The organism is Microcystis wesenbergii NRERC-220 (assembly GCF_032027425.1).
Lineage (GTDB): Bacteria > Cyanobacteriota > Cyanobacteriia > Cyanobacteriales > Microcystaceae > Microcystis > Microcystis wesenbergii_A.
On record NZ_JAVSJA010000001.1, the window covers coordinates 2014260 to 2040935 of the forward strand.

The 26676-nt window shown below is 41.4% G+C and carries 24 protein-coding genes and 1 tRNA gene; 10 read left to right on the forward strand and 15 right to left on the reverse strand.

Annotated features, from left to right (window positions below; genetic code table 11):
• Position 1: 1 nt before the first annotated feature.
• Positions 2 to 694, reverse strand: coding sequence for a magnesium protoporphyrin IX methyltransferase (gene bchM / locus RAM70_RS09785; RefSeq protein WP_312673506.1), 693 nt, complete (start codon positions 692 to 694; stop codon positions 2 to 4).
• Positions 695 to 928: 234 nt separating this feature from the next.
• On the opposite strand from bchM, the gene pyk reads away from it, so the two are divergent.
• The 3 genes from pyk (at position 929) to modB (ending at position 5235) form a co-directional block, all read left to right on the forward strand.
• On the forward strand, positions 929 to 2350 hold the full coding sequence (gene pyk / locus RAM70_RS09790) for a pyruvate kinase (RefSeq protein WP_190381483.1): 1422 nt from the start codon (positions 929 to 931) through the stop codon (positions 2348 to 2350).
• Positions 2351 to 2595: 245 nt separating this feature from the next.
• Positions 2596 to 3393, forward strand: coding sequence for a molybdate ABC transporter substrate-binding protein (gene modA, locus RAM70_RS09795; RefSeq protein ID WP_312675874.1), 798 nt, complete (start codon positions 2596 to 2598; stop codon positions 3391 to 3393).
• Positions 3394 to 3396: 3 nt separating this feature from the next.
• Positions 3397 to 5235, forward strand: coding sequence for a molybdate ABC transporter permease subunit (gene modB / locus RAM70_RS09800; protein WP_190381700.1), 1839 nt, complete (start codon positions 3397 to 3399; stop codon positions 5233 to 5235).
• Positions 5236 to 5391: 156 nt separating this feature from the next.
• Here modB and RAM70_RS09805 read toward each other — a convergent pair whose 3' ends face one another.
• The 12 genes from RAM70_RS09805 to RAM70_RS09855 form a co-directional block, all read right to left on the reverse strand.
• Positions 5392 to 5781, reverse strand: a complete 390-nt coding sequence (locus tag RAM70_RS09805) for an ISAs1 family transposase (RefSeq protein WP_190381699.1) — start codon at positions 5779 to 5781, stop codon at positions 5392 to 5394.
• Between the two features lie 179 nt (positions 5782 to 5960).
• Positions 5961 to 6404, reverse strand: a complete 444-nt coding sequence (locus tag RAM70_RS09810) for a hypothetical protein (RefSeq protein WP_312673510.1) — start codon at positions 6402 to 6404, stop codon at positions 5961 to 5963.
• Positions 6401 to 6622 carry a transposase family protein gene (locus RAM70_RS22935; protein ID WP_072024801.1) on the reverse strand — a complete coding sequence of 74 codons (222 nt, stop codon included), beginning with the start codon at positions 6620 to 6622 and terminating at the stop codon, positions 6401 to 6403. Before RAM70_RS22935 ends, RAM70_RS09810 begins: the two co-directional genes overlap by 4 nt.
• A gap of 158 nt (positions 6623 to 6780) precedes the next feature.
• Positions 6781 to 7410: a ribonuclease D gene (locus tag RAM70_RS09815; RefSeq protein ID WP_045358567.1), complete on the reverse strand. Its 630-nt coding sequence runs from the start codon at positions 7408 to 7410 to the stop codon at positions 6781 to 6783.
• Positions 7411 to 7700: 290 nt separating this feature from the next.
• Positions 7701 to 8690, reverse strand: a complete 990-nt coding sequence (locus tag RAM70_RS09820; RefSeq protein ID WP_045358566.1) for a CAP domain-containing protein — start codon at positions 8688 to 8690, stop codon at positions 7701 to 7703.
• A gap of 126 nt (positions 8691 to 8816) precedes the next feature.
• Positions 8817 to 10064, reverse strand: a complete 1248-nt coding sequence (gene trpB, locus RAM70_RS09825) for a tryptophan synthase subunit beta (RefSeq protein ID WP_045358565.1) — start codon at positions 10062 to 10064, stop codon at positions 8817 to 8819.
• A 137-nt stretch (positions 10065 to 10201) separates the two neighbouring features.
• A complete protein-coding gene (locus RAM70_RS09830) occupies positions 10202 to 12772 on the reverse strand; it encodes a DUF3536 domain-containing protein (RefSeq protein ID WP_312673512.1) in 2571 nt (856 codons plus the stop codon).
• Between the two features lie 391 nt (positions 12773 to 13163).
• On the reverse strand, positions 13164 to 13424 hold the full coding sequence (locus RAM70_RS09835; protein ID WP_045358563.1) for a Txe/YoeB family addiction module toxin: 261 nt from the start codon (positions 13422 to 13424) through the stop codon (positions 13164 to 13166).
• A complete protein-coding gene (locus tag RAM70_RS09840) occupies positions 13405 to 13659 on the reverse strand; it encodes a hypothetical protein (protein ID WP_045358562.1) in 255 nt (84 codons plus the stop codon). The genes RAM70_RS09835 and RAM70_RS09840 overlap by 20 nt, the downstream gene beginning before the upstream one ends.
• A 438-nt stretch (positions 13660 to 14097) precedes the next feature.
• A complete protein-coding gene (locus RAM70_RS09845) occupies positions 14098 to 15126 on the reverse strand; it encodes an adenine-specific methyltransferase EcoRI family protein (protein ID WP_045358561.1) in 1029 nt (342 codons plus the stop codon).
• Between the two features lie 336 nt (positions 15127 to 15462).
• Positions 15463 to 16113, reverse strand: coding sequence for a hypothetical protein (locus RAM70_RS09850; RefSeq protein WP_312673517.1), 651 nt, complete (start codon positions 16111 to 16113; stop codon positions 15463 to 15465).
• 165 nt (positions 16114 to 16278) lie between these two features.
• Positions 16279 to 16791 (reverse strand): hypothetical protein, encoded by a 513-nt coding sequence (locus RAM70_RS09855; protein ID WP_312673518.1) that lies wholly within the window; start codon positions 16789 to 16791, stop codon positions 16279 to 16281.
• 147 nt (positions 16792 to 16938) lie between these two features.
• Between RAM70_RS09855 and RAM70_RS09860 the strand changes: the two genes are divergently transcribed.
• A tRNA-Asn gene (locus RAM70_RS09860) sits at positions 16939 to 17010 on the forward strand.
• A 52-nt stretch (positions 17011 to 17062) separates the two neighbouring features.
• On the opposite strand, the gene RAM70_RS09865 is transcribed toward RAM70_RS09860, so the two are convergent.
• Positions 17063 to 18322 (reverse strand): M16 family metallopeptidase, encoded by a 1260-nt coding sequence (locus tag RAM70_RS09865; RefSeq protein ID WP_190380699.1) that lies wholly within the window; start codon positions 18320 to 18322, stop codon positions 17063 to 17065.
• Between the two features lie 3 nt (positions 18323 to 18325).
• Positions 18326 to 19603, reverse strand: a complete 1278-nt coding sequence (locus RAM70_RS09870; protein ID WP_312673519.1) for a M16 family metallopeptidase — start codon at positions 19601 to 19603, stop codon at positions 18326 to 18328.
• 386 nt (positions 19604 to 19989) lie between these two features.
• On the opposite strand from RAM70_RS09870, the gene RAM70_RS09875 reads away from it, so the two are divergent.
• The 6 genes from RAM70_RS09875 (at position 19990) to RAM70_RS09900 (ending at position 26661) form a co-directional block, all read left to right on the forward strand.
• Positions 19990 to 20769: a pantothenate kinase gene (locus tag RAM70_RS09875; protein ID WP_312673520.1), complete on the forward strand. Its 780-nt coding sequence runs from the start codon at positions 19990 to 19992 to the stop codon at positions 20767 to 20769.
• 70 nt (positions 20770 to 20839) lie between these two features.
• Complete coding sequence (locus RAM70_RS09880) at positions 20840 to 21907, forward strand: NAD-dependent epimerase/dehydratase family protein (protein ID WP_002759431.1); 1068 nt, start codon at positions 20840 to 20842, stop codon at positions 21905 to 21907.
• Between the two features lie 76 nt (positions 21908 to 21983).
• Positions 21984 to 23510 carry an ArnT family glycosyltransferase gene (locus RAM70_RS09885; protein ID WP_288059901.1) on the forward strand — a complete coding sequence of 509 codons (1527 nt, stop codon included), beginning with the start codon at positions 21984 to 21986 and terminating at the stop codon, positions 23508 to 23510.
• A gap of 39 nt (positions 23511 to 23549) precedes the next feature.
• Positions 23550 to 24818, forward strand: a complete 1269-nt coding sequence (locus RAM70_RS09890; RefSeq protein WP_312673524.1) for a glycosyltransferase — start codon at positions 23550 to 23552, stop codon at positions 24816 to 24818.
• Between the two features lie 30 nt (positions 24819 to 24848).
• Complete coding sequence (locus tag RAM70_RS09895; RefSeq protein ID WP_002756283.1) at positions 24849 to 25538, forward strand: class I SAM-dependent methyltransferase; 690 nt, start codon at positions 24849 to 24851, stop codon at positions 25536 to 25538.
• Between the two features lie 58 nt (positions 25539 to 25596).
• Entirely contained in the window at positions 25597 to 26661 is a 1065-nt protein-coding gene (locus RAM70_RS09900) for an NAD-dependent epimerase/dehydratase family protein (RefSeq protein ID WP_312673528.1), read from the forward strand.
• Positions 26662 to 26676: the final 15 nt, after the last annotated feature.

The window sequence follows — 26676 nt, forward strand, 5'->3', positions numbered from 1 at the left end:
TTTATTCACTGCGGACAGCTTCGAGGATACGGGAAAAATAGAAACGAGTGCTAGTCATACTCGTCCGTTCGATTTTAAAGCCATTTTCGTTGAGAGCGGCGACAATAGTTTTTTCCTTGTGTTGATAGGCACGAGTGGTTTTACTCGGACCGGGGAAAAATTGACCAATTTTCTTGAGAATGGTTAATAAACAGGTTTTAGGGGCAAAACTGAGGATTAAACGGGATTGAGCTAGGGATGCCAAGTGTTTAATCATGCCTAAGGCTTCTTCTGTGGGATAGTGAATGAGAACATCAAGACAGATGACCGTGTGATATTGGCCGGTTAATGCTTCTAAATCTTGAACGGCAAAGGTGAGTTTACTGGTATCTGCTAACTCTTTGGCCGCTCTTTCCTTGGCTTCTGTCACCATTTTCTCAGAAATATCACTGGCGAAAATAGTTGCGCCCGCTTTAGCGAGGGGAATACTCAGACTACCGACTCCACAACCGGCATCACAGATTGAGAGATTGGGCAAATTGTCATCACTTTCTAACCAACCGATAACGGTATCGAGCGTCTGTTGATGACCGATGCGAATATCTTTTTGTACTTTGTTAACTTCGCCATCCCCATAAATCCGGCGCCAGCGATCGAATCCTGTGGCGTTAAAATAGTCCTTGACTATGGCTTTATCGTCTAATGTGTTGGTCATAACGAAATCTAAACGAGTGGTCTCTGAGCTACGCCGAAGAGCGGAGATGGTTATTAGTTTATCCTACCTTAAAGATCTCAACCGTTGCTGCTGATAGCTGACTCCTGACGGTGAAGCAGTGGACCGAGAGCGATGGCAACTCTGTGGAAAAGCTTAATTTGTTTTCCGCTTCACCGTTAGTTAACCTAAAGTGAATATCATGTAATCGTCCCAAGATCGATTAGTAAGGGTTCCATGTCAATTATTACCCATAGAACTAAGATCGTAGCCACGATCGGCCCTGCCAGTAATTCGCCAGAAGTCCTCAAGCAGATGATCGGTGCGGGGATGAATGTAGCGCGGCTAAACTTCTCCCACGGTAGCTACGAAGATCATGCGAGAGTTGTTAGTCTTTTACGGCAAATTTCTCAAGAATTAGACAATCCTATCACCCTCCTGCAAGATTTACAAGGGCCAAAAATTCGCGTCGGCAATCTCCCCAATGGTTCGATTTCCATCAACGACGGCGATTATCTCACCCTTGTCCCCATGGATGAGTATCGGGGAGAAGCGAACACCGTTTCGATCGATTATCCCTATCTGGCCGAGGAAGCCAAGTTAGGTGAGCAAATTCTCCTTGATGATGGCTTATTAGAGCTAAAAATCGTTGAAATTAACGGAAAAGACCTAAAATGTCAAGTATTGGAGGGAGGAATTCTCAAGAGTCGCAAGGGAGTTAATCTACCCCGTCTCAATTTGCGCTTACCTTCCATGACCGAAAAAGACAAACAAGACCTAGAATTTGGTCTTGCTCAGGGGGTTGATTGGGTTTCCCTGAGTTTTGTTCGTAAAGGAGAAGATATCAAAGCGATTAAGGCATTTTTAGCCGAGAGAAATCACGCGGATGTGCCAGTGATAGCTAAAATTGAAAAACCGCAAGCGATCGAAAATTTAGAGTCAATTGTCGAGGAATGTGACGGCATTATGGTGGCCCGGGGCGATTTGGGGGTAGAATTAAGTCCCGAAAAAGTCCCCATGTTGCAAAAACGCATCATCAGACTCTGCAATATGAAAACTATTCCCGTCATCACTGCCACCCAGATGTTAGAAAGCATGATTCACAATCCCCGACCGACTCGGGCCGAGGCTAGTGATGTGGCTAATGCGATTATCGATGGAACCGATGCGGTGATGTTATCGGGGGAATCAGCAGTGGGAGATTTTCCCGTCAAAGCTGTGGCTATGTTGGCCAAAATCGCCCATGATGTGGAAGCGGATGTGAAGTTTGATAATGCTCCCCCCAATCAGTCCGATGAAACTCACGCTCTCAGTGAGGCTTTAGTGGCGATCGATCAAACCCTTGATCTCCGTTATATTGTCACTTTTACCACCTCTGGCTACACTTCGCTACTGGCTTCTAAGGAACGTCCCTCGGTTCCCGTCATTGCCATGACTCCCAATAAACGAGTCTATCACCGTCTCAACCTAGTCTGGGGTGTGATCCCGATTCTTCTCGATCATCAGGTGTCCGTCTTTGAGGATGTGTTAAAGCAAACGGAATCAATTCTACTTCAGAAAAATCTAGCGCAATCGGGCGATAAAATCCTGATTATGGCGGGAATTCCCATGCAGAAAACTAAAGGCACTAATTTCCTCAAAATTCACAGGATTCCCTAAGTTCTAGGATTCAGGGGTCAGTATTCTCCGAGACAGTATTCTCCGAGTCAGTATTCTCCGAGTCAGGAGTCAGCTTTTTTCTCCCCACACCCCCACTTCCCCACTCCCCCATCTCCCCACCTCCCCATTCCCCACTTCCCCACTTCCCCAAGAAAAACTTTTTGCCGCAAACCCTAGATACAGATTTCGGGCAGTGGATTGGTTGTGATAGAAATATAAATATCGATCGCTTGCTATCAATCTTGATGAAAAGACGATATTTTCTGGCTTTTATCGGCTCAATTGCCCTTAGTTGCTTATTATCTGCGGGCATAAACCTTTTTTCATCTACTATCACCACCGCCCAAACCCAGACAATTCTAGTTTCTGCCGCCGCTAGTCTCAAAGAGGCCCTAGAAGAAATCAAGCCAGAGTTTGAAAAAGCCCATAGTAACATTAAAGTTAACTATAACTTTGGTGCGTCGGGAGCTTTGCAACGGCAAATCGAACAGGGTGCGCCGGCCGATGTTTTCCTCTCGGCTGCCACTAAGCAAATGGACGCTTTAGCAAAAGCTGGTTTAATCGATACAACTACCAGAAGAAACCTGCTCACTAATCGCCTAGTTTTAATCGTTCCCAAGAATTCCGCCCTAAAAATCAGCGATTTTCGTTCCCTGACTAACAGTAATGTCAAAAGAATTGCCGTGGGTGAACCGCGCAGCGTTCCTGTCGGTCAGTACAGTGAAGAAGTTCTGAAAAATATCGGCATTTTAGAGCAAATAAGAGCAAAACTGGTCTTTGCCAACTCCGTCCGTAATGTTCTCGCCGCCGTAGAAACTGGTAACGCCGATGCTGGCATTGTTTACATCACCGATGCCAAAATTTCCGACCGGGTAAAAGTAGTGGCTACGGCTGCCAATAATCTCCATTCTCCGATTATTTACCCCATAGCTGTGATTAAAGCCAGTAAAAACCCGCAAGCTGCCAAGACTTTCACCCAATATCTCACCAGCGCAGCCGCTAAAAACATTTTTGAAAAATTCGGCTTCGGAATAGCCAGATAAACAATGTCAGACTTTTCTCCCCTATGGATATCCCTGAAAACCGCCACCATTGCCCTGATAATCATCTTTTTTCTCGGTATTGCCGCCGCTTATTGGATGTTAGGCTATCGCGGACGGTGGAAATCCCTAATCGAGGCAGTTTTCGTCGCGCCCTTAATCTTGCCCCCGACGGTGGTAGGCTTCATTTTACTGCTCCTATTCGGCAAAAACGGACCATTAGGACAGTTATTAGACTTATTTAACTTTCGCGTCGTTTTTACTTGGTATGCCGCCGTTATCACCGCGACGGTGGTGGCTTTTCCCCTGATGTACAAAACCACCCTAGGGGCTTTTGAACAGGTGGATGCCAACATCCTACAGGTTGCCCGCACCCTAGGGGCATCGGAAGGGAAAATATTCTGGCGCGTACTTTTGCCCCTTTCCTTCCCCGGAGTATTAGCGGGATTAACCCTAGCTTTTGCCCGCGCTTTGGGGGAATTTGGGGCAACTTTGATGTTAGCGGGTAATATTCCGGGGCAAACTCAAACTATCCCGATGGCGATTTTCTTCGCTGTGGAAGCAGGAGCGATGACTGAGGCTTGGATATGGGTGTTTATTATCATATTAATCTCCCTATCGGGGATTATCGCCGTTAATCTCTGGCAAAGTCAACGCAAACAGCAATTAGGACGACCGGGAGAAAGCAAACCTAACGAGATGGAGGACTGGCTGCCACCCTGGGAGGGTCGCGATTTTGCCCTTTTAGCAGCTGAAAATCAGCATTATAAGAATAAAATAGGCTTATTTGTCGATATAGAGAAATATTTACCCGGTTTTAATCTCTCGGTCACTTTTAACTGCCAAAATCAGCCATTAGGACTATTAGGGGCTTCGGGGTCGGGAAAAAGCCTCATTTTGCGATCGCTGGCTGGTGTGGAAACGCCCTCAAGGGGTCGTATTGTCTTAAATGGGCGCATTCTCTTCGATTCCGAAAAGGGAATTAATCTCCCCAGTCGTCAGCGTCGTATCGGTTTTGTGGTGCAGAATTATGCCCTTTTTCCCCATCTCACCGTGGCGGAAAATATCGCTTTTGGTCTCTCGCAAAAGTTACCCACAAAAATTATCCGTCAGCAGATTGCCAACCAATTAGAATTAGTGCAGTTACCCGGCATGGAAAACCGTTATCCCCATCAATTATCGGGGGGACAACAGCAACGGGTCGCCATCGCTCGCGCTTTAGCTAGTCGTCCGGAAGCTTTATTATTAGATGAGCCTTTTTCTGCCCTTGATACCCATCTACGCACTCAATTAGAACGTCAGATGATCAAAACTTTAAGTAATTACGATGGCGTGACAATTTTTGTTACCCATAATATGGATGAAGCCTATCGAATATGTGAGAATTTATTAGTTATGGAAAAAGGGCGGGCAATTGCTAATAATTCTAAACAGAAAATTTTTGAGCAGCCAGATAGCGTTAGTTTGGCAAAAATTACGGTCTGTAAGAATTTTTCCCGTGCTATAATCATTAATAATCAACAATTGGAAGCGATTGATTGGGATGTTAAATTACACACTGTTTCCAGGATTCCCGACTATTTAACCTATACGGGAATTCGCGCCCATCAAATTATTTTTGGTCGAGATTTAGGCGATATTAATACTTTTCCCTGTTGGTTAGCTAATGCCATTGAAGGACCCCATCGGGTGACTCTCTATCTGAAACTTAATCAACCCTCTAACCACGACCGCGATTTTCATATCCAAGCAGAGTTATATAAGGATAAATGGTTAGAAATTAAGGAGCAAGCTTTGCCTTGGACTGTTACTTTATCTCCCCAGCGTTTATTATTATTAAAATAAACAGAGATTTTGATACTAAGTAGGTGGGTGTTAAAAATTGTCAGACATCCCCCTTATCAAGGGGGGATCAAGGGGGGATCCCCCCTGCCCCCCTTGATAAGGGTAGGGCTATTTCATTCTCAAGAAAAAAGGAGAAATACGGCTAGAAACGAAATTTTAGCGACATAAAGACAATAATTGGCGGATGTTGTGCTTATTGTGGTCAATTCCCTTTGTTAAAGAATCATAACCCTCTAACCTGTACAAGGTTAAAACCCATGTCTTTAACAAGGAAATGTTGATGGGGGAAAGTCCCTTTTTCTGGGGACTACGATCCTCGTTTTGAATCACATCCTTTACCCAATGTAAGCGATTTTCAATTTTCCAATCTCCTCTGATTCCCAGAGCAAGATGACGGCAGTTGGGCGCCTGAGAGGTCAGATAGTAACCTGTTCGCTCAAAGTCATGTTCCTCTCTCCTTCCCTGACGGGTCACCCTAACCACACAGTTAGCCGACTGCCATTTGGGGTCTATCTCGGCAGTACGGGAAAATAAGCTAAGACGCATTTAAAGCGCTTATTCTTAAGATTAGCCGAATCTCCCCCAATCCCTTTACTGTTGCCTCTTGCAAGAGGCAAGAGGTGTTTAGATATGTGTAATTAATTTTGCTTAGGTACTTAGCCTTAAACAATTTTTTTTGATGGTTTTTTACTTTCACTAAATAATTGTTCCCTTTTTCTACAATCTTATCGAGCGTTTTTTTTGACAATGCAAGGCATCGAGGGAAAAGGTGACTCCCTTGCTAAGTAGTCGTGCAAAATAAATTTCCTAGTGAAGAAAGGCAAAAGGCACTCTTGCAAGAGGCAAGGGGGGGTTAGATATGTGTAATTAATTTTGCTTAGGTACTTATCTAATATATCTAATAAATCCTCTAAGGTCTGAATCTCGCTAGTTTCCTTATTATTCATCACTTTTACCCCCATCACGCCCCCTTTTTGATGACTAAAAAACGAGACGAAATTAAAAAATACTTGTTGAGAATCATCATAATTCAACACCGTATTTTTAAGTGCTTTTCCGTCTCCACTGACCCATTCACCTTCGGGAACTTTAGCATTCTCTTTTAGCCACTCGTTCAATTGTTCTTCGACTTCTTTATAGTTTAATTCTCTTAAAACTCGTCTAATCACTGATGCTCCCGGAGATACGGGATATGGACAGACCGAGTAACAAAAGATAAGTTACGACGATGGCGTTCTAAAAAACGAGACATTGCTTGATAGCCCAGTTCTCCACTCATGATGGCCAGGATGGTAATAAGCAAGACAACTGGCAATCGGTGACGGCATCCTCTCGGCTCTCGGAAGTCAGGAATTTTCTCCAGATAATAAATGAGATTTTTAGGCATATTTTGGCTTATGTCAGGTTAATATTGTGATTATACACAGTAAACTCTTTTTTACAAGCCCTCTATCGACCTTGAAATAGCCCTACCTAGGGGCAGGGGGGATCAAAGACAAAATCTATCTTCTATTTACTTATTAAATAGACTGTAACTTTTGCTGACTAATGCTCAAATATATCTTTGTATTGCTGTAAATCTAAAGCGGTGAAGATGGGGATACAACTAAAGCATTTTTGGGCTAATTCCCATCTTTCTTCTCTTTGCAGCATCACAATTAGTTTATCTCGCACTGACAGTAAATAGCGCACATCGTTAGCGGCATAACTCAGTTGTTGTGGGGTGAGATTAGCGGCATTTCCCCAATCAGAACTCTGAGCGGTTTTGTCTAATTCTATGCCTTCCAATTCCTGCACGAGACTTTTTAAACCGTGACTGCTGGTATAAGTCCGAGCGAGTTTACTGGCGATTTTGGTGCAGAAAATCGGTTGAGTGGCAATGCCAAAAGTATGGGATAGTTGAGCCACATCAAAACGGGCGAAATGAAAGACTTTTTCTATCCGCTCATCTTCCATGACCTTTTTGAGATTAGGAGCCTCTGTTTGCCCCCTAAAAACGCGAATAGCGGTGACAAAACCACTGGGATCACAGAGTTGAATTAAACACAGTCGATCGCGCCCCGGTATTAATCCCATCGTTTCTGTATCTACAGCGATCGAATTAACCCCTAGATAACGGGATAATAGGTCATCGCTTAAATCTTGATCGCACACTTGAAAATTGTCTAAGTTCATATAGTTAGCAGATAGGAGACAGGAGACAGGAGACAGGAGACAGGAGACAGGAGGGAAATTTGTAATGCTTTTGCCTATCGCACGACTGCCTTTATTTCCCTGATAAGTAGTTGGACAAAAGTAAAGTTAACTGTGGGGTAAGGAGTCTCCGAGTCGGTCGTCAGTAAGAATTGCGGCAATTTACATTTCTTAAGATAGACCACAGAATTTATGTCCGACTACTTAACTGATAACTGATAACTGATGTTAAAAACTGGTAATTAAATTTAAATATAATCGGGGGGATTTTGTCAACGCTTTTTAACAAAAAGTTGTGTAAAATAATATTCACCAGCATTATTTTGAGCGATACCGATACCAGTGAGATTATAATCACCAACCATATTTTTTTGATGGCCGGGGCTATTAATCCAACCCTTGACGGCAACACTAACGGGGTCGGTATATCCCTTCATAAAAGCCAAATTTTCGCCCATTTTTTCTAAAGGAATCATTCTTTGTACTGCCTTCATTCTTCCCTCAAAACCATCATGACTAAAAGGAGCCTGTTTATTGGTCATTTTTTGGCTAAATAAGCGAGCTTCATGACTAATGCGAGCATCGAGACGTAGGGGCGGTAAATTTTGAGAAATTCGGTAGCGATTAACTTGATAATTAGTGTTTTCTTCAAGGGTAATTAAAAAAGATTGATTCCCGATAGTATCGTAGCTAAGGGTATTAGTAGAAACGGGAGCGGATTGACGTTTGAGAAATATTTGAGTAAAGTACAATTTTCCTTGATTATCCGTCGCTACTCCAATCCCGGTACTATCAAAATCTCCCTCCATATTTTCCCGATGACCTTGACTTTTAATCCAACCATCCACAGCAATCATTACCGGGTCATCATAACCTTGATTAACTGCCAGATTTTCCCCTACTGCTTGATAGGGAACTGAAACGCCAATAGTTTGCGCTCTTTTGTCAAAATCTTGATGACTAAAAGGAACTAAACCCGCGGCCATGCGTTGGCTATGTAATCTTGCTTGTTGCGAAATTGTCCGATTTAACAGTAGGGGAGATAAATTGCGAGATTGACGATAGCGATTGACCTGTTGATAGATTTTATTCTCTAAAATAAGTAAAGTTGCCGCATCCAAAGGAGAGGGAGAAGGAGAGGGAGATAAAGATGGTACAAGTTCCGTAAAAGAGCTATAGTTTAAGGCACTACAGGCCATTAAACTTGTCGATACAATCATCAAAATTCCTAACTGATAACCCTTCTTAAAAGAACTTTTCATATTAAGCTAGTCTGGAACGGGAAACAGGTCAAAACGAATATCAAATTTAGATGCACAATAGCTTATCCCTCTCACTGATAACTGATAACTGATAACTGATAACTGATAACTGATAACTGCTCACTGTTAACCATTCATCGATAAATATTTAGCCACCGATTGCACATCTTTATCACCCCGTCCGGAGAAATTAATAACAATGCGAGGACTACCGGTTACTTGCGGGCAAAGAGTTTCTAAATAAGCTAAAGCGTGGGCAGTTTCTAGGGCCGGAATAATCCCTTCTAAACGGGAAACTCTTTGAAAAGCTTCTAATGCTTCCTTGTCGGTGACGCTGTAATATTCGGCGCGACCACTATCTTTTAAAAAGCTATGTTCTGGCCCGACTCCGGGATAATCTAAACCGGCACTAATGGAGTGGGCCTCGATAACTTGACCTTCGCTATCTTGTAATAAATAACTCATTGCGCCATGTAGAACCCCCGGTTGACCTTGGGTAAGGGTGGCGGCGTGTTTTCCGGAGGCGATACTTTCTCCGGCAGCCTCAACACCAATTAAACGCACGGCAGCTTCTTTAACAAACTCATGAAATAAACCCATAGCATTAGAACCACCCCCCACACAAGCGAGGAGAATATCCGGTGAACCGCCCCATTTTTCCAGACTTTGCTGACGGGTTTCTTGACCGATAACCGCGTGAAAATCGCGCACCATCATCGGATAGGGATGGGGACCGGCCACAGAACCAAGGATGTAGTGAGTGGTTTCGACATTAGTTACCCAGTCGCGAATCGCTTCCGAGGTGGCATCTTTCAGGGTTCCCGTCCCGGCGGCCACGGGTTGCACCGTCGCCCCAAGCAGTCTCATGCGGAAAACATTGAGTTCTTGGCGTTCCATGTCGTGAATTCCCATATAAATCACGCATTCTAGACCAAAACGAGCGCAAACCGTAGCGGTGGCCACGCCGTGCTGTCCTGCCCCGGTTTCGGCGATAATTCGCTTTTTACCCATGCGTTTGGCTAATAAAACCTGACCGAGGGCGTTATTAATCTTGTGGGCCCCAGTATGGTTTAAATCTTCCCGTTTTAGGTAAATTTGCGCCCCAGTGCCGTCAGCTTTGGCATAATGGGCGGTGAGACGTTCGGCAAAATATAAGGGACTGGGTCTACCGACGTAATCCTTGAGCAGTTGATTTAATTCTTCTTGAAAATCGGGGTCGTCCTTATACTGATTATAGGCCGTTTCTAGTTCACTTAAGGCTGGCATCAGGGTTTCCGGGACGTATTTGCCCCCGTAGCGTCCAAAACGCCCAAAAGCATCGGGATACTGGGTTACTGTGCTGGCTGAGGCGGTATAAATCGGCGTGATAGTCATGTAAACCTTCGATGATAGACTTATGATCCATTATAAATCTAAGGGTTTAGTCTCTGGGTTAACCTGAGTTTCAGGGCAATCATCGCCTAACCTACTTAATAATCAAAGGGTGAGCATTGCCCACCCTTTGACTGATTTTACAGCCAAATACTCACATCAACTTTTAACACCTGTCCTAATAGTAATAACCATTTTAATTGAGTCATCGGCCAGGGACAGGAAACATCTATTGAATTAGACCGCAAACAATTAGGAACTAGACGATCATGGAAGTAATAATAGTATAATTCCTGAGAGCGATCGAGGGATAATCCTAGGTTTAATTGTTGGCTAACTTCACTTAAACGGGTGATTAAGCGGGCATCCTCCTCCGCCGTTAAAGGATCACCATCGTGTAATAATTTCCAAAGAGATTGCCAGAGCAGACTTTCTAAGGTTTGACGCGCTTCGGGAATATTTAATTGACAGCGTAAATGATTGGCTTCCTTAGCAATAGCCAATAATTGATCGAGATTATTTTCCGTCGCTTGCCGATGCTTAAAATCTTTTTCGAGGGCATTAATCACCTGTAAACAACGGTGAGAAATGGCAATATCGGCCGCTACCTGTAACTCTTGAGGTACGGGCAGCTCATCCCGTTGGAAAGCCGCTAAAATGCCGTAATTATCCCGATAAACTTGGGTGTATAATTGATCGAGACGTTTTTTAGTTTCGGCTGTCACCTTCTGCATGATCCGGTGTCTTTCATCGGCAAAAAGATGGGGTAAAGCAAAAAAGTTTTCTCCCAATCCGCGCCCCATTTCTACGATCATGGTCGAGACACTGGCCTGTTGTAAAGATTCAAAGAGATGCTCCTTAAGATTGGTATAGATTAACCGACCGTTAAAAGGTTGAATGCAGCAGTAAAAATCCCAACCTCCTAAATGTAGAACAGCAAAGACAAAATGTTCACTTTCTTGGGTAATTTCTGAGGTTAATTCCACCTGTCCCACTGCTAAAGTTAAAGACCCGATCGCTTGTTTTTGATAATCTAATTGACGGGTATTGTAACAATAAATCCGATGATGACCGGGATAATCGGTAAATAGGGAACTAATAGCGTAATGGGCCGCCACCTGTTCCAAATCCACCCGCGCAGAAGTGACCAATTGTCGATAGACATCGGCCCCATCTTGATATAACTTAACGTTACTGGGGGCGAAAGCTAGACGACTGAGAAAATTCATTTCTAATTGAATTCCAGCCACTTCTCCAGCTAATTCCAGGGCCCGGCCAGCATATCTCAAAATTTGCGTGCCTTCAGGTCGAGAAATTTCCTCAAAAAACCAGCCACAACTGGTAAACATCAATAAAGCCTGTCTTTGCATTTCTAATAAACGCAAAGCATCGATTTTCTCGCTTTTACTCAGTTGGCGACTTTGATGCCCGGCGAGGAAATGTTTGATCGCATCTGGGGAGCGATCTAAAATAACTGCAATGTAGTCATCCCTTGTCTGCCAAGGATCCCGGAAAAATTCCCGTCCCTGAATCTCATAGACCTTAATCAACTCATCTCTGAGCCAATTTAGGGACTCCCGCAGGGGTTTACGCCATGTTTGCTGGTAATTGCCCCCTCCCCCGCAACCACAGTCATCCTGCCAACGATTTACGCCATGGACACAACTCCATGCGGTCACGGGTTTTAATTCCACTTCCCAAGTGGGGGGGCAAATACTGAGATAATGGGCGAAATTGGTGACTGTCCAGCCGTTTTTAGGGAAAGATTCCGTAAAAGCATAGCTAAGACACTTCTCTGTCCCCTGTTTGTGGTGGCCGAAGGTTTCCCCATCGGTAGCGACGCTGATTAACTGGGAAGGACGATGATCCCCTTTAATTGCCTGTCCCAGACGACCGACGAGAAAATCACTGCTGGCTAGGACATCATTAAAGCCCATATCCCGAGAAATTGGACCATCGTAGAAGAAAATATCCAGATAACGACCATCGGGGATGTAACAGCGATAGGGACGGGTGGGATCGATTTGACCTCCGGCCACCGCGTGCCATTGGGGATGGGGATCATGGTCGCTAGGGAAAGGACGACAGCGCAGGGCCTGGGAAGGGGCTAAAATGGTGAATTTAATCCCTTCATCGATTAAAGCTGTCACTGTGGCTAAATCAATGGCTGTTTCCGCTAACCACATTCCTTCGGGATCGCGACCGAAACGGTGCTTAAAATCGGCTTTTCCCCAACGAATTTGGGTGTATTTGTCCTGTTTGTTGGCTAGGGGCAGAATGATATGATTATAGACTTGGGCGATGGCGTTACCATGACCGTTTAAGCGTTGACAACTTTTTTGATCCGCTGTCAGGATGCGTTGGTAAACTTCGGGATCATGGGATTGCATCCATGACATTAGGGTGGCCCCGATGTTAAAGCTGAGATATTCGTAGTTATTAACTATTTTGATCACTTCCCCCCGGTCATTGTAAATGCGCGCAAAAGCATTGGCACGATAACACTCGTGATGGATGCGTTCATTCCAATTATGGAAGGGATGGGCGCTCGGTTGCCGTTCAATTCTGTCTAGATAGGGATTTTCTCGCGGTGGTTGGTAAAAATGTCCGTGAACCGTGATATAAACTCCGTGAGCGGTTTTCAGGGGATCGACCCCCGTATCGGTATAGGAATAAAAGGTTGTAGAAGGATGTTCAACAAGATAAGTCATAGAAATGCCTAGAAAATCGTTTTTTTTTCAGCGAAAATAGCTGTAGAATGTAGCGACCTGATGTTTAAAAAAACTGAAAACCTGGCCGTTTTTCACGGCCTTGGGGTCACAATACCATGTTTTATTTTCCTAGCAAAGCTAAGGTTAACAATTCGCAACTTCTCTATACACAGCCCTAAGTAATACTAAATTTTGTTACAAAATCTAGCTTTTTCGGGTAGGCTGTTGACTATCTGGGGCTGACTGACCATCCTTTGCCATCAGCGTTCTACCCTAAGAGAGATGCGATCGTTCTTACCCCTGCCCCAAAAGCGATCGCCATTTGCGTTCCTATCCCAAGCAATGACAATTTTAAAGTTTAATCAACAGGATAACAGCGATCGCATTGAGCCTAGTCATAATGAAATTTACAACTGATAATAATAATTTCTGTTTCTGTAATTTTATAAACTAAGCGATGTTCATCATTAATGCGTCTTGACCAATAACCCTTGAGTTGATGTTTTAAGGGTTCGGGTTTACCGATTCCAGAGAAGGGATGGCGCAATATGTCGTCAATTAAATCAACGATTTTTTTATAGAGTTTTTTGTCTTCTATCGCCCATTCATTGAATTGTGTAAAAGCTTTCGGATCAAATACTATATTTTTCACGCCATTCTTTTACAGTAATTGTCACTAAGTTTTCTTTCTTTTCTATTCTGTCAATAGCTTCGGATAATTCACGCTGATTGGCTTCTGTTGAAAGAAGATATTCGGTTGTATCGGGTTCAGGATCAGATACTAAAATAATAATATCCACAGCTGTTCCTTCTTCTAGTTCCGTAGAATAAAGCTCTATTTTTCCTTCTCTGCCAACAATTCCTTTCTGTTTAATCGCTCTAATCATGATTTTTTCTCTTAAGATGTCAAACAATTATGGCTATTATATCAAAATCAGCATGAGCTAGAACTGATGAGAAGAAAAGCGATCGCACTAATGACACTCAAAGAGATCCCAGTTTTAAGGTTTAATCAACAAGGTGACAGCGATCGCACTCAAGTCGCACGGTAGCACGGTAGTGGACTGTTTCAGCTAAAATAGGGCAATAGATTTCGGCTTAAAGTCTTAGATTCTAGAATTTATAGCATTTTTCTAATACACCAAATTAGCTGAAACAATCCACTACCAGATCAGCGATGAAGATACCATATTTAACTTCATTTGTCAAGAAATTCGCTGATTTTTAGGTGCAATCGTCATAAACTCACAGCTGCCATCAATGTGCATGGTGCGTTCCCCAAAATCGATCGCTGGAGTAGTAGGACTTGCATTAGGGAACGCACCCTAGGACTGAGTTATACATTGTTTTTCTTTGTCAGTTAAATCAATATATTCAGTTTGTATTCGTTTATTCTTGATTAGTATTCTAAAATAAGGACATTTCCCATTTACTGATAAATCTTTATCATCATTCCCTTTCCTGAATTTAATTATTTCAAATTGGTCGGGATTGAATTTATGTAAAAATGTTATTGGTACACCCATAACCCCCTTGAAGTCTAAGGGAATGTCTTGGGTTTTATTGACATTAATTCCATCATAATTGTCATATTTTGGATATTCAGCTTCATTGCCAAAATATCTTTTTGTGAGAGCTATATCTTCGTACCGCTTTGATGTGTCTAAGTTGGTTAACCATAAACAATTATTTGGAGAAACTATTCTATTTCCAGAATTGTCAATACGAGCCTCTGTTCCATAAAGTTGATAGTGTTCGGGAACAATAAAGCCAGAAATACCTCTACCAAGATTTATTCCTAACCAAGCTTTGTTTTCTTTAATTAGTTTGAAAATTTCTTGATAGGTTATTGCATTAATATTGCCAATTATCAAAAACTTTTTGTCATATTTAACTAATTGAGCTACATATTCTCTGAATAATGAAAATGGGGGATTAGTAACAACAATATCGGACTTTTTTAATAGTTCAATACTTTCAGGACTACGAAAATCCCCATCCCCATTAAAGTAAACAATGTCAGTGGAAATAGGTTTATTTTTTTCTCTCTCTGTACCTGTATATTCAAAGAAAAAACCCTTTTCATCTTCTTCTGTATTAAATAAATCTCTCCCTTGTTCTCGATAACAAGATGTTATTATTTTTTTTAGACCTAACTTTGTGAAGTTTGCAGCAAAATACTTAAAAAAGTTACTAATTCTGGGGTCATCGCAATTGCAATAAACTACTTTATTTTCAAAATGACTTTTATAATGTTGCAACTCACTTTCTATATCTGAAAGTTGTGTATAAAACTCGTCACTTTTTAATTTTTTAGCATTTTGCAATAATTTATTTGTTGCATTTCTTACCATTTTCAACCTTTTTTGATTTAATAAATATTTTGTTTTTAGTTATTTACTTTTGGTTATCTAATTAAATATTTCACTGCCTAATACTTGAAGAGAGGTTTTAGAAATTTCAAGCATAATATCAAACATTTTTTTGATAAGTAGGGAGGCACAATTATTTGTAGGACGGGTTAGCGGTAGCGTAACATGATCGGGGGTTGGTTTTCATGCTTCTAACTTCACAGCTGCCATCAATGTGCATGGTGCGTTCCCAAAAAGCGATCGCTTTGTAGCAGGACTTGCATTAGGGAACGCACCCTACAGCGATAGCGATCTGCATTTGAATTGTTAGGCACTATGCTAGTTGATGTAAACTTTCTTAATCTCATAAACAAACTCTGGCTTGTTAGCGTATTGCAAAGCCCTATCCCATAGTGGGTTTGTACGGTCGTTAAGATTATTTGCAAGAGCCTTTATTTCTGGTGGTGCGTCCTTCCGGAAAAAGTCTTTGTTGCTTCGATTTTTATCGTAGCTTATCCCTGTTATCTTGAATTTCCGTGGTGTTATGTTCTTTGATTTTTGCTGTTCAATGTCCTTATGTGCGGTTTCCCACGTTATAGCTCGTACCATTAAGTAATATCTGCCTTCATCAAATTTGCCATTAATGGTGTACACAGATTTTGATGGATACTGAGGTTTTATCTTTCTCTTATACAAGCCACCTACGACGAATCTGAAATGTAGATTATCCGAGGACATCTCATAACGTCGGCAATCGACAATATCTACCCAATGCTCTTTTGCTTGAGCGAGATGCTTTTTCACAAAGAGAACTGCAAAGGACTCTTCGGTCTTTGCGTATTCAAGGTATTTTTTAAGTAGCTTGTCGTCCATATAACAGTCCTCAGAGTAACGATAGGTGGAAACTTTCGGCATATTCCCCCATTTTAGCGCAATCGCTGGAACTTTTCCCCATATCATACCCAAGAGCTTATTAGCCAGATTAAACAACGTCTTTTAAGTGGATTCCTAACAACAAGCTCAAATAAAATAGACTTTTCGGGAAGTGTAGCACTAAGTCTTCAATCCACCCCACAATTACCTAATTTTCGGGGAAAAAGTGCCTAAATTTTGCCACCGGCTGGCACTTTTTGAGGACAAAAAAGCCTAAAAGTTTTATCCCACAAAGTTTTTAGCTCTATGCAGCCAACCCGATTTATTGGGTACTTGCAAATGAAGGACATAATGACCTAAAATCAGGTTATCTGACCATAATTCGTACTCTAGACGCAAATATTCGGGGAAATTATTCCCCTCTAATTTGAGACTACGGGTATAGTTGCGGAGGCGAAAAGCGTAACCCGGTTGAGAACTTTCGGCATTTAACCAGTAGCGACTGACACCAAAAACCCCTTGCTCCCAAAAATGACGATAGGCGAATTTTCCCTGGCCCTGCATGGTCATAATTACCCGATTGGCCGAAATTTCTAGCCAAATTAATTTATTTTGATTATTTTCGGGTTTAAGTGTCTCTATTTCTGCGAGAGCCACCGGTGGTTGATTGAGGAGAAGATGAAACCGGTGGCGATCCTTTTGGTAGAGGGTAGCGGAAGTGTCTAAAGTGGAGAGGATGGGTAGATCTGTCGAGAGCAGACAGAAGGAAACGGGACGGCGGTGATGAGCAAGCATAGACTAGACTTAATGGTGTCCTTATCTCCACAATAGTGGATTCTCCGCCCACCGCTACCGGCACCGGAAATTTTTTTGAGAAAAAATCCAGAAAGCACTTGCATTATTGAGGGACTTATGATTATAATTATTAATTGTGAGTAGCCTTCCTCGGTAGCTCAGTGGTAGAGCGGTCGGCTGTTAACCGATTGGTCGTAGGTTCGAATCCCACCCGGGGAGTTAATCAAAAATAGCAGCGGCAATAGTTTTTTATTGCTGCTTTTTGCTCTGACTAGAGAATTTCAGCGATCGCATTTTCTGGACCGACTAGAGAAATGTAAGGATTTTGAAAATATTTACTGGCTACCGATCGCGCTTGTTCGGCAGTAATCTGATTAATAGAATCCAGGAAAGTGCGATCGAATTCAATCCCCAAACCTAAGCTTTCATACCAACCGTATAATTGAGCGATTTCGGCGTTAGTTTGTTTACCGAGAGCATATTGACCCAATAACTTATTTTTAGCTGACTGTAACTCCTCCTCACTCAAAGTTACTTGATATAACCTTTCTGCTTCCTGACGCAATCCCGACACTGCGATCGCTGTGTTTTGGGGTGCAGTTCCCATATAAATGACAAATTGGGAAGAATCGAGACGGGTGGGATAAAAAGCGGAAACATCGTAGGCTAATCCCCGTTTTTCTCGCAATTCCACGAATAAACGACTAGATAACCCATTCCCCAGATAGGTACTCAATAATTTTAAAACCGCATAATCATCCTCTTGCACAGAAGAGCCAGGATATCCTAACATAACGATCGCCTGTTGACTAGCTTGGACGGTAGTTAAACAGGTGGGCTGAAAATCAAAAGCGGCGGGGGGTAAACTAGATAAAGGAAGATCGGGAATTGACCAACTGCCAAAAATTTCCGTCACTGCTTTTACTGCTTGCTCTAGGGTAATACGGCCAGAAAGACTAATCACTAGGTTATCGGGACGGAAAAAGCGACTATGATAGGCCAGCAGATCATCCCGTTGCAATTGCGAAACCGTTGACTCCGTACCCAATAAAGACATACCATAGGGATGATCCGGGTACATAGCGGCGCGTAATTGATTAAAAGCCACATTAAAAGGCTGTTCCAATTGAGAGCGAATGCTTTGACGGGTGAGATTTTTCTCTAATTCGATTTCTGGGGGTGGAAAACTGGGAAAACGAATAATTTCCGCCGCTAGACGCAGTATATCTAAAAAATCCTTGGTAACGGTCTTTAAACTAACCACAAAATAATCAGTCCCCGTGTCGGCGCTTAAACCGGCCCCCGTGGACTCAATGCGATCGGCAATTTCTAGGGAAGATAACTTTTCTGTACCTTTGGTGAGCAGCACGGCTAAAAGACGAAATAAACCCGCTTTTTCGGTTTTTTCCCAACGAGTACCCGCATTTTTGAGGAAAATCCTCCCTGCAACCAACTCCACGGCCGTATTTTCCACCACTAAAAGGGTGATGCCATTTTCTAAGGTTAAGCGGTGAATGGGGGAAGCGGACATCGTTTATTCACAGGGTTGCATTACTGTAATAGCATATCGCTCCGGGGAGAGATACTGACGAGCCAGACGCTGTAGATCTGACGGTTGCAAACTTTGGATAACTTGGGGATAGATCGTTGCTAGGTCGGCAGCTCTCAGGGTTTGATAATATCCATAGAGTCCGGCTAATTGGCCCGGGGTTTCTGTGGAGAAAATATAATCGTTAGCTAATAACTGTTGAGTGCGGTGTAATTCTGCGGGGGTGACGGGATGATCGTGCAGAGATTGAAGATGTTCACAGATAATAGCTTCAATTGCCCCGATTTGTGAGCTAGATAGCCAAGCGCCGATGGTAAAGAGACTGGAATCTCGTTGCAGGGAAAAATTACTGTTAATATCGAGGACGATTTGCGCTTCTTCCCGCAGCTGTCGCACTAACCGCGAACAGCGTCCCCCAGCAAGAATTACCGAAAGCAAGTCTAATCCAAAGGCATCTTCTAGGCGATCGCATCCCGGGCCAATCCATCCCATCAAGAGACGAGAATGTTCTAGGTGGGGTAAATATACTTGGGAACGACGAATTTCGATCAGGGGGGGTTCGGCAGCCACTAGATGGGGGGGGGATTCCGAGGGGACGGGAAATTCCCGAAAAGATTGCCGGATAATTTCTAAAGCTGGTTGGGGTTCAATTCCCCCGATAATCGCCACACACATATTTTCCGGTTGATAATAGGTGCGATGGAAACAGCGCATTTGATTGGGGGTTAATTGCTCTAAACAGGGTTGATCCCCTAGAATAGAGCGTCCGTAGGGATGGTTTTGATAGATACTTCCGCAGAGGGTTTGGTAGGCAATCCAATCGGGATCATCATAACAGGCCCGTAATTCTTCTAAAACTACATCTTTTTCCCGATAGAATTCCTCATCGTCAATCTCAGCATGGAGGAGAATTTCGGCCAGATGGGGTAAGGTATGTTCAATTTGGTCAACACTGGTGGTGAGATAGAAGTGTGCATAATCGTGACTGGTGGCAGCGTTGGTCATTCCGCCACAATTTTCGATTAAATAGTCGAAGAGTCCGGGGGGAAGTTTTTTCGTCCCCTTAAAGATCATGTGTTCGAGAAAATGGGCCATACCTAACCATGGGTCGGGTTCAGCGATCGCACCTGCTTTCACCCACACATCCACCACCACCACAGGAGTCACGGGTAAGTACTGATGAATTACGGTTAAGCCGTGATCTAATTGCCATACCTGAGCGGGAAAAGAACTCGTTTGACACTGTGCTATCGACTTGATCAATGTCCGTTAACCAGATTTTTTGTTAAATTCTATACCTAGGTTATCTTATTCTCTTGCCTGTGCAACCATTAAAAAACTTTTGTCATGATTTCTAGATAATTCCGCCAAATATCAGCCTTATCAGTGATCAGTGATCAGTGATCACTGATCAGTTATGAGTGATCAGATGTGAGTTTTTAGTGAATAGTATGACAGCCTTTCTCGTCAAGGTGAAGCACAAGCTCATTCTTGCTAATCAAGTATTTCAGATGCAAGAACGAACCTCATGTATCTGAGAAAAGCTGTAAGTGAGGAGTATTAAATAGCATTAACAGTGCTGTCTTTTCACTGATTACTGATTACTGTTTACTGTTCACTGTTCACTGAAAATACTTCCCACTAACTAAATGACTGAGCAAGATACTGACTGGATAGGGTTGATGATCGGCAATTCTCGGCTACATTGGGGGTATTTTCGCGGTCAAACCCTGTTAGCTTGTCTCGATACTCCCCACCTGACCGAACCCCTAAGTAATGAATTTTTGCAACAAATTTTCCCTAAACTCTTGACAAATAAATGCAACTGTGAATTAATTGTCGCCTCTGTGGTTCCTAGCCAAAGAGAATTATGGGCAAATTATGGCAATTTACGGATAATTACTTTAAAAGATATTCCTTTATTGGATTTATATGCAACATTCGGCATCGATCGAGCTTTAGCTGTCTTAGGTGCGGGAAAAAAATACGGATTTCCCTGTTTAGTCATCGATGCGGGAACAGCCTTAACTTTTACGGGAGTGGATGGGGATAAAAAGCTAGTGGGGGGGGCAATTTTACCCGGGTTAAAGGTGCAATTAGCCAGTTTAAGGGAACGGACGGCAGCCTTACCAGAGGTGTCCTTACCGGAAAGATTACCGCAGATGTGGGCAAAAGAAACAGCAGAAGGTATAAAAAGTGGGATAATTTATACAATTTTGGCGGGAATAGAAAAATTCAGTCAGGAATGGTTAAATTTATATCCAGAGAGCGGGATAATTTTAACAGGGGGAGATGGGGACTTAATTAGGGATTACTGGCAAGAAAACGCCATTAAATCACCCCTAGTGGATAAGACGATAATTTTTGAGGGAATTGCCGCAGTTAAGGGAATCTCCTCCTGTTTAATTGACAAAGGCGAACATATCTAGTAAAGTCGGGTAAAGTTTTCTCAACTTGGGAAATTTCTGAACAACTAGGCAAAAAATTCAGGATATAGTTATGGCGATCGTTCTAGTAACCGGTTCTGCTGGTTTAATCGGTTCCGAATCAGTGAGGTTTTTTTGTGATCGGGGTTATACTGTCGTCGGTATCGATAATAATATGCGTCAGGTATTTTTTGGCGAAGACGCTTCGACGGAGTGGAATCGAGCCAAATTATCCCAAGATTACGGGGATAAATACATTCACCATGCTGTGGATATTCGGGATCATGAAGCTATTGCAGATATATTTAAAACCTATAGTCATGATATATCCTTAATTATCCACACGGCGGCGCAACCTTCCCACGATTGGGCAGCTAAAGATCCCTATATGGATTTTAGTGTCAATGCTAACGGAACTTTAGTATTATTAGAAAATACTCGTCAACACTGTCCCCAAGCAGTATTTATTTTCTGTTCCACCAATAAAGTTTACGGGGATAGACCGAATGAATTGCCTTTAGTAGAAAAAGAATTACGTTGGGAAATCTCGGAAAATCATCCTTATTTTGCTCATGGTATTGACGAGTTGATGAGTATTGATGCTTGTAAACATTCTTTGTTTGGTGCCTCGAAAGTGGCGGCGGATGTGTTAGTACAGGAATACGGGCGTTATTTTGAGATGAAAACTGCCTCTTTTCGTGGCGGTTGTTTAACCGGTCCAAGTCATTCGGGAACGCAATTACACGGTTTTTTATCCTACTTAATGAAATGTACGATGATCGGCAAAGAATACAGTATTTATGGGTATAAGGGTAAGCAGGTACGCGATAACATTCATAGTTACGATCTGGTCAATGCTTTCTATCATTTTTATCAGACTCCGCGAGTAGCAGAAGTTTATAATATCGGTGGTAGTCGCTTTAGTAATTGTTCCATGTTAGAAGCTATTCAAGAATGTGAAGCGATTGCGGATAAAAAGTTAAACTGGCAGTATGTGGAGACTAATCGCATTGGTGATCATATCTGGTGGATTTCTGATGTGAGTAAGTTTAAAAATCATTATCCTGATTGGCAGTTAACCTACACAGTAACAGATATTCTCAAAGAGATTTTTAGTCAAAACGTTAGCCGTTGGTTATAGTAGATCATTAGATTACTATGTCAAAACTATCTGGGTCTGTGCGTATAGGCGTTTAAAAAACTGGAGATGGTCAAATATGCTTGCTTTTAAATCATGGACTGAGAAAATATTATTGTTAATTTTTGCAGTTTGCTTAATCCATAGTTTGTGGGCGATTAGCAGGGGCTGGAATAATCCTTTGATAGATGCTCACGCCTTTCGTCAAACTCAAACGGCCATCTCGGTCTTTTATTTACTCAAAGGTAGTCCTTGGTTAGCCTATGAAACCCCTGTTTTAGGAGTGCCTTGGTCAATTCCGCTGGAGTTTCCGCTCTATCAAGGAATAGTGGCTATTTTAGTTAAGCTTTTGCAGACTCCCATTGACCAAACTGGTAGATTTGTGAGTGCTTTTTTCTTTTATTTAAGTTTGATTCCTATATATGTAATCCTATCTTATTTACAAGTAGCGCGAGCTTTCCGTTGGCTGTTTTTGAGTTTATTTTTAGCCAGTCCCCTTTATCTGTTTTGGGCCAGAACATTCATGATTGAATCAACCGCCCTATTTTTCTCTTTAGCTTATCTTGCCTGTATTGCTGTTTATTTTCGCTATAAATCGCCAATTATTGCCTTATTAGCCTGTCTTTTTGGAATCGCTGCCAGTCTGACTAAAGTAACGACTATGGCTGGATTTTTAATTTTAGCTTGTGTCTGGATAGGTATTAATTGGTTTAAGAAAGACTCATCTCGTAACTTAGCGAAAGATTTATTGATACCGGTCGTTGTTTTTATAATCATACCCTTCCTTATAGCCAAAATTTGGGTTAACTTTACCGATGCCCAAAAGCTACTCAATCCCATGGCAGCAGATTTTATCACCTCGAAAGCTTTGAGAGATTGGAACTTTGGAACTATCGCTCAAAAATTATCTCGGTCACAGTGGAGAAATTATCTAACTAGGACTCTAAATGACGTTTTTGGCGGATTGATAATCAGCGTTATGGCTTTAGTAATATTACCAATTTTCACCTCAAAAAAGTTACTAAGTTATGGCTTAAGTTTACTATTTATATTGACAGTTGCCATTTTTACCAATTTGCATTTTGTTCACAACTATTATCCCTATGCTAATGCTATCTTTCTCCTCGGTGCTTCTGGATTTACCATCATGGGATTAATAGAGAAACAACGGAAAATTTGGCAGTCTGTAGGCTGGTTTTTCCTAGCTTTAATTTTGTTATCACAACTGCAATTTTATCGAGCTTTCTGGCATCCTAAAACAAAATTTTATAGTATCAATTACTTAGAAATTGCCTCTCAAGTCCAAAGTATTACTTCTTCTGATGGTGTTTTGTTAATCTACGGACATCAATGGAATTCAATGATACCTTACTACAGTCAACGTCGTGCCTTAATGATTTATAGTGAAGCAAGTGAGGAAGAATTAAAAAATGCTTTCTCTGAGTTATCAAGAGCTAATCATCAAGTTGAGGCGATAGTTTTTTGCAACGAAACAAGAGAAAACCGAGAAGATAAAAAATATTTAAATAGCCTGTATAATCCTAATGACAAGCCCGTTTTTTCTAACAAACGTTGTGATATATACACAACAAGACACGGTAAATAAGAGATAATTATCTGTAATTTATATTGAGTTGAGTTCCTTATGTTAACTAAAATCTACAATAATAAAATTTTTCGATTTCTCATTGCTGGGGGAGTGGCATTTTTAATCAACTTATTCTTCATTTATTGGTTCATTGACGACTTAGGATTTAATACCCCATTTCTGAAGAATGTTGCTAATGTTATTTCGATAGAAATATCTTTAATTGCTAGTTTCTTTATCTATAGAATCTGGGTGTGGACTGGGGGAGATTGGACAATTAGAGATGTAATTTTGATACAACTTCCTCTCTATCATCTCTCGGCAGGTTTAGCAGTTTTACTGCGAGTTTTTTTGGTATTTCCATTCTTAAACTGGCTAGGAGTTAGCCCCGGAGTCAACACAATGATTGGGGTTTTACTGGGAGCTAGTATTAATTATGTCGCCAGTGATAGCCTAATTTTTAAACCTAAGAATAAGACAAATGAGACAGAAATGTACTATCCCGAAGGATTAGCACCAGCTTTCGAGATGGACGGTTACTCTCACCCACGTCAATCAAGGGATAACTATGCAGTAAAAACCTTATCAATAGTTATTCCTGCTTACAACGAAGAAGATTGCATCGAAAGCACTGCTCACTTAATATCCGAACGTTTAGAACGGGATAAAATTAATTATGAAATCCTGGTGGTTAATGACAATAGCAAAGATAACACCGAAGCAGTTCTGAAAAAAATCAACCAAGAAAATCCCCGCATTCTCTACATCAATAATTATTATCCTAACGGGTTTGGTTTTGCGGTGCGCTGTGGATTAGAAAATTTTAGCGGTGATGCAGTGGCAGTAGTAATGGCAGATAATTCCGACTCTCCCGATAACATGGTGGACTATTATTATAAACTCCAAGAAGGCTACGATTGCGTTTTTGGTTCTCGTTTTATCAAAGGAGGAAAAGTTGTTGATTATCCCATACACAAGTTATTCGTTAATCGTTTGGCCAATCTATTCATTCAAGTTTTATTTGGGCTAAAATTTAATGATACCACTAATGCCTTTAAAATCTATCGGAAGGAGGTTATCGAAGGAATATCACCTCTACTGTCTCACCATTTTAACTTAACAGTAGAGATGCCCTTAAAAGCAATCGTGCGAGGATATTCCTACACGACAATTCCCATCACTTGGCGCAATCGTACCACGGGGATTTCCAAGTTAAAACTCAAGGAAATGGGTAGTCGTTATTTATTTATAGTTCTCTCTATCTGGTTAGAAAAATACCTTTCTAGAGGCGACTATAAGCGCAAACCTGTCCAAAAAATCAGATAAAAGTAACCAATAAATTCAGAGGTTAAAACCATGTTAGACGAGCAAGTAACCCGACAAATGGAATACTTAAAGAGACTTTACGAAAGTCGCTTTAATCCTCAAGAAAGAAAAGCAAAATTAGCTCTTTGGAAAGTTTTGGTTAATAATTTTTTACAAAATTATGTTACTGTCAATGATACAGTTTTAGATATTGGTGGAGGTTACTGTGAATTTATTAATCAAATTCGTTCTAAAAATAAATACTTAATCGATCTTAATCCTGATGCAAAAGTTTTTGCTAATCCTGATGTAACGGTATTGAATCTCAATATTCTCAGTATTAATGAGCAGCAAAAACTTGATATAAGATTTGATAAAATTTTTATCTCCAACTTTTTCGAGCATTTAAATAGTGCGGAAGAATTAATCGAAGTTTTGGGATTTTGTTATGACATTTTAACACCGGGCGGATCACTTCTAGTGATTCAACCTAATTTTAAGTATTCTTATAAAGAATACTATGATTTTATTGATCATAAACTACCAATAACTCACCTTTCTTTAAAGGAGTTATTGGAAACAATTGGTTTTAGAATCGATACTTTAATTCCTCGTTTTCTACCATTTTCTACGAAAGGAAGACCCGCTTCACCCACCTTACTCAAAATTTATTTAAAATTTCCTATTTTCTGGAATTTCTTGGGTGGGCAGCTATTTGTCAAAGCCACTAAACCTAGATAATTACTGACAATACAGTGATTCAAAGTAACCTACAAATACTAATCAAGATTGTACAATTATGACTAGGCAAGTGTTAATTACTGGTGGTGCGGGTTTTGTGGGTAGTTCTTTAGGTTTAGGATTAGCCCAACTCTATCCCGACTGGAAAATTATCGCTTTAGATAACTTAAAACGTCGCGGTTCCGAGTTAAATATTCCCCGTCTCAAACAGGCGGGAATTGAGTTTGTTCATGGAGATGTCAGAAATGCGGAAGACTTAGAAGCATCCGCTTTGCCAGTGGATTTAATCCTAGAATGTTCGGCAGAACCTTCCGTTTTAGCTGGTTATACTTCTCCTGGCTACGTTTTGCAGACTAACTTAATTGGAACGATTAACTGTTTAGAATTAGCTAGACAAACCCAAGCAGATTTTATTTTTCTCTCCACCAGCCGAGTTTATCCCATCACCTATCTTAATCAATTAAACTATACAGAAACAGATACTCGTTTTCAGTTATCTGAACAGCAAGATTTACCCGGGGTTTCTGCTTTTGGTATCAGTGAACAATTTCCCTTAGATTTGCCCCGTTCTCTCTACGGTTCCACTAAGTTAGCATCGGAATTGATTATTAATGAATATGGGGATGCCTACGGATTAAGAACTTTAATTAATCGCTGTGGAGTTTTAACTGGTCCCTGGCAGATGGGAAAAGTTGATCAGGGAGTTTTTGCCCTTTGGGTGGCTAATCATTACTTTCAGAAGTCCTTAAAATATATCGGTTATGGGGGTACAGGGAAACAGGTTAGAGATTTTCTTCATGTAGCTGATTTACTCGATTTAATCGATATTCAGATTGCTAATTTAGAACAATTCAAAGGGCAGACTTTTAATGTGGGGGGTGGGCAAGATTTTTCCTTGTCCCTTTATGAAACTACAAAACTATGTCAAGAAATCACGGGCAATAGTATAATGATTGAGGCAGTTCCCGAAAATCGCACCGGAGATATGCCAATTTTTATCACTGATTCCCGCAAAATCAGTTCTATAACTGGATGGCAACCCCAGCGAGACGGTAGAAAATTAATCCAAGATATTTTTGATTGGATTTACACCCATGAAAAGGAATTAAAAGGTATTTTCTAGTTGCTTTCTGGTTAA

What these genes read in the sequence shown, in the direction of transcription:
- bchM (WP_312673506.1), bottom strand. Translation starts at nt 694, where the DNA reads ATGACCAACACATTAGACGATAAAGCCATAGTCAAGGACTATTTTAAC.
- pyk (WP_190381483.1), top strand. Translation starts at nt 929, where the DNA reads ATGTCAATTATTACCCATAGAACTAAGATCGTAGCCACGATCGGCCCT.
- modA (WP_312675874.1), top strand. Translation starts at nt 2,596, where the DNA reads ATGAAAAGACGATATTTTCTGGCTTTTATCGGCTCAATTGCCCTTAGT.
- modB (WP_190381700.1), top strand. Translation starts at nt 3,397, where the DNA reads ATGTCAGACTTTTCTCCCCTATGGATATCCCTGAAAACCGCCACCATT.
- RAM70_RS09805 (WP_190381699.1), bottom strand. Translation starts at nt 5,781, where the DNA reads ATGCGTCTTAGCTTATTTTCCCGTACTGCCGAGATAGACCCCAAATGG.
- RAM70_RS22935 (WP_072024801.1), bottom strand. Translation starts at nt 6,622, where the DNA reads ATGCCTAAAAATCTCATTTATTATCTGGAGAAAATTCCTGACTTCCGA.
- RAM70_RS09815 (WP_045358567.1), bottom strand. Translation starts at nt 7,410, where the DNA reads ATGAACTTAGACAATTTTCAAGTGTGCGATCAAGATTTAAGCGATGAC.
- RAM70_RS09820 (WP_045358566.1), bottom strand. Translation starts at nt 8,690, where the DNA reads ATGAAAAGTTCTTTTAAGAAGGGTTATCAGTTAGGAATTTTGATGATT.
- trpB (WP_045358565.1), bottom strand. Translation starts at nt 10,064, where the DNA reads ATGACTATCACGCCGATTTATACCGCCTCAGCCAGCACAGTAACCCAG.
- RAM70_RS09830 (WP_312673512.1), bottom strand. Translation starts at nt 12,772, where the DNA reads ATGACTTATCTTGTTGAACATCCTTCTACAACCTTTTATTCCTATACC.
- RAM70_RS09840 (WP_045358562.1), bottom strand. Translation starts at nt 13,659, where the DNA reads ATGATTAGAGCGATTAAACAGAAAGGAATTGTTGGCAGAGAAGGAAAA.
- RAM70_RS09845 (WP_045358561.1), bottom strand. Translation starts at nt 15,126, where the DNA reads ATGGTAAGAAATGCAACAAATAAATTATTGCAAAATGCTAAAAAATTA.
- RAM70_RS09855 (WP_312673518.1), bottom strand. Translation starts at nt 16,791, where the DNA reads ATGCTTGCTCATCACCGCCGTCCCGTTTCCTTCTGTCTGCTCTCGACA.
- RAM70_RS09865 (WP_190380699.1), bottom strand. Translation starts at nt 18,322, where the DNA reads ATGTCCGCTTCCCCCATTCACCGCTTAACCTTAGAAAATGGCATCACC.
- RAM70_RS09875 (WP_312673520.1), top strand. Translation starts at nt 19,990, where the DNA reads ATGACTGAGCAAGATACTGACTGGATAGGGTTGATGATCGGCAATTCT.
- RAM70_RS09880 (WP_002759431.1), top strand. Translation starts at nt 20,840, where the DNA reads ATGGCGATCGTTCTAGTAACCGGTTCTGCTGGTTTAATCGGTTCCGAA.
- RAM70_RS09885 (WP_288059901.1), top strand. Translation starts at nt 21,984, where the DNA reads ATGCTTGCTTTTAAATCATGGACTGAGAAAATATTATTGTTAATTTTT.
- RAM70_RS09890 (WP_312673524.1), top strand. Translation starts at nt 23,550, where the DNA reads ATGTTAACTAAAATCTACAATAATAAAATTTTTCGATTTCTCATTGCT.
- RAM70_RS09895 (WP_002756283.1), top strand. Translation starts at nt 24,849, where the DNA reads ATGTTAGACGAGCAAGTAACCCGACAAATGGAATACTTAAAGAGACTT.
- RAM70_RS09900 (WP_312673528.1), top strand. Translation starts at nt 25,597, where the DNA reads ATGACTAGGCAAGTGTTAATTACTGGTGGTGCGGGTTTTGTGGGTAGT.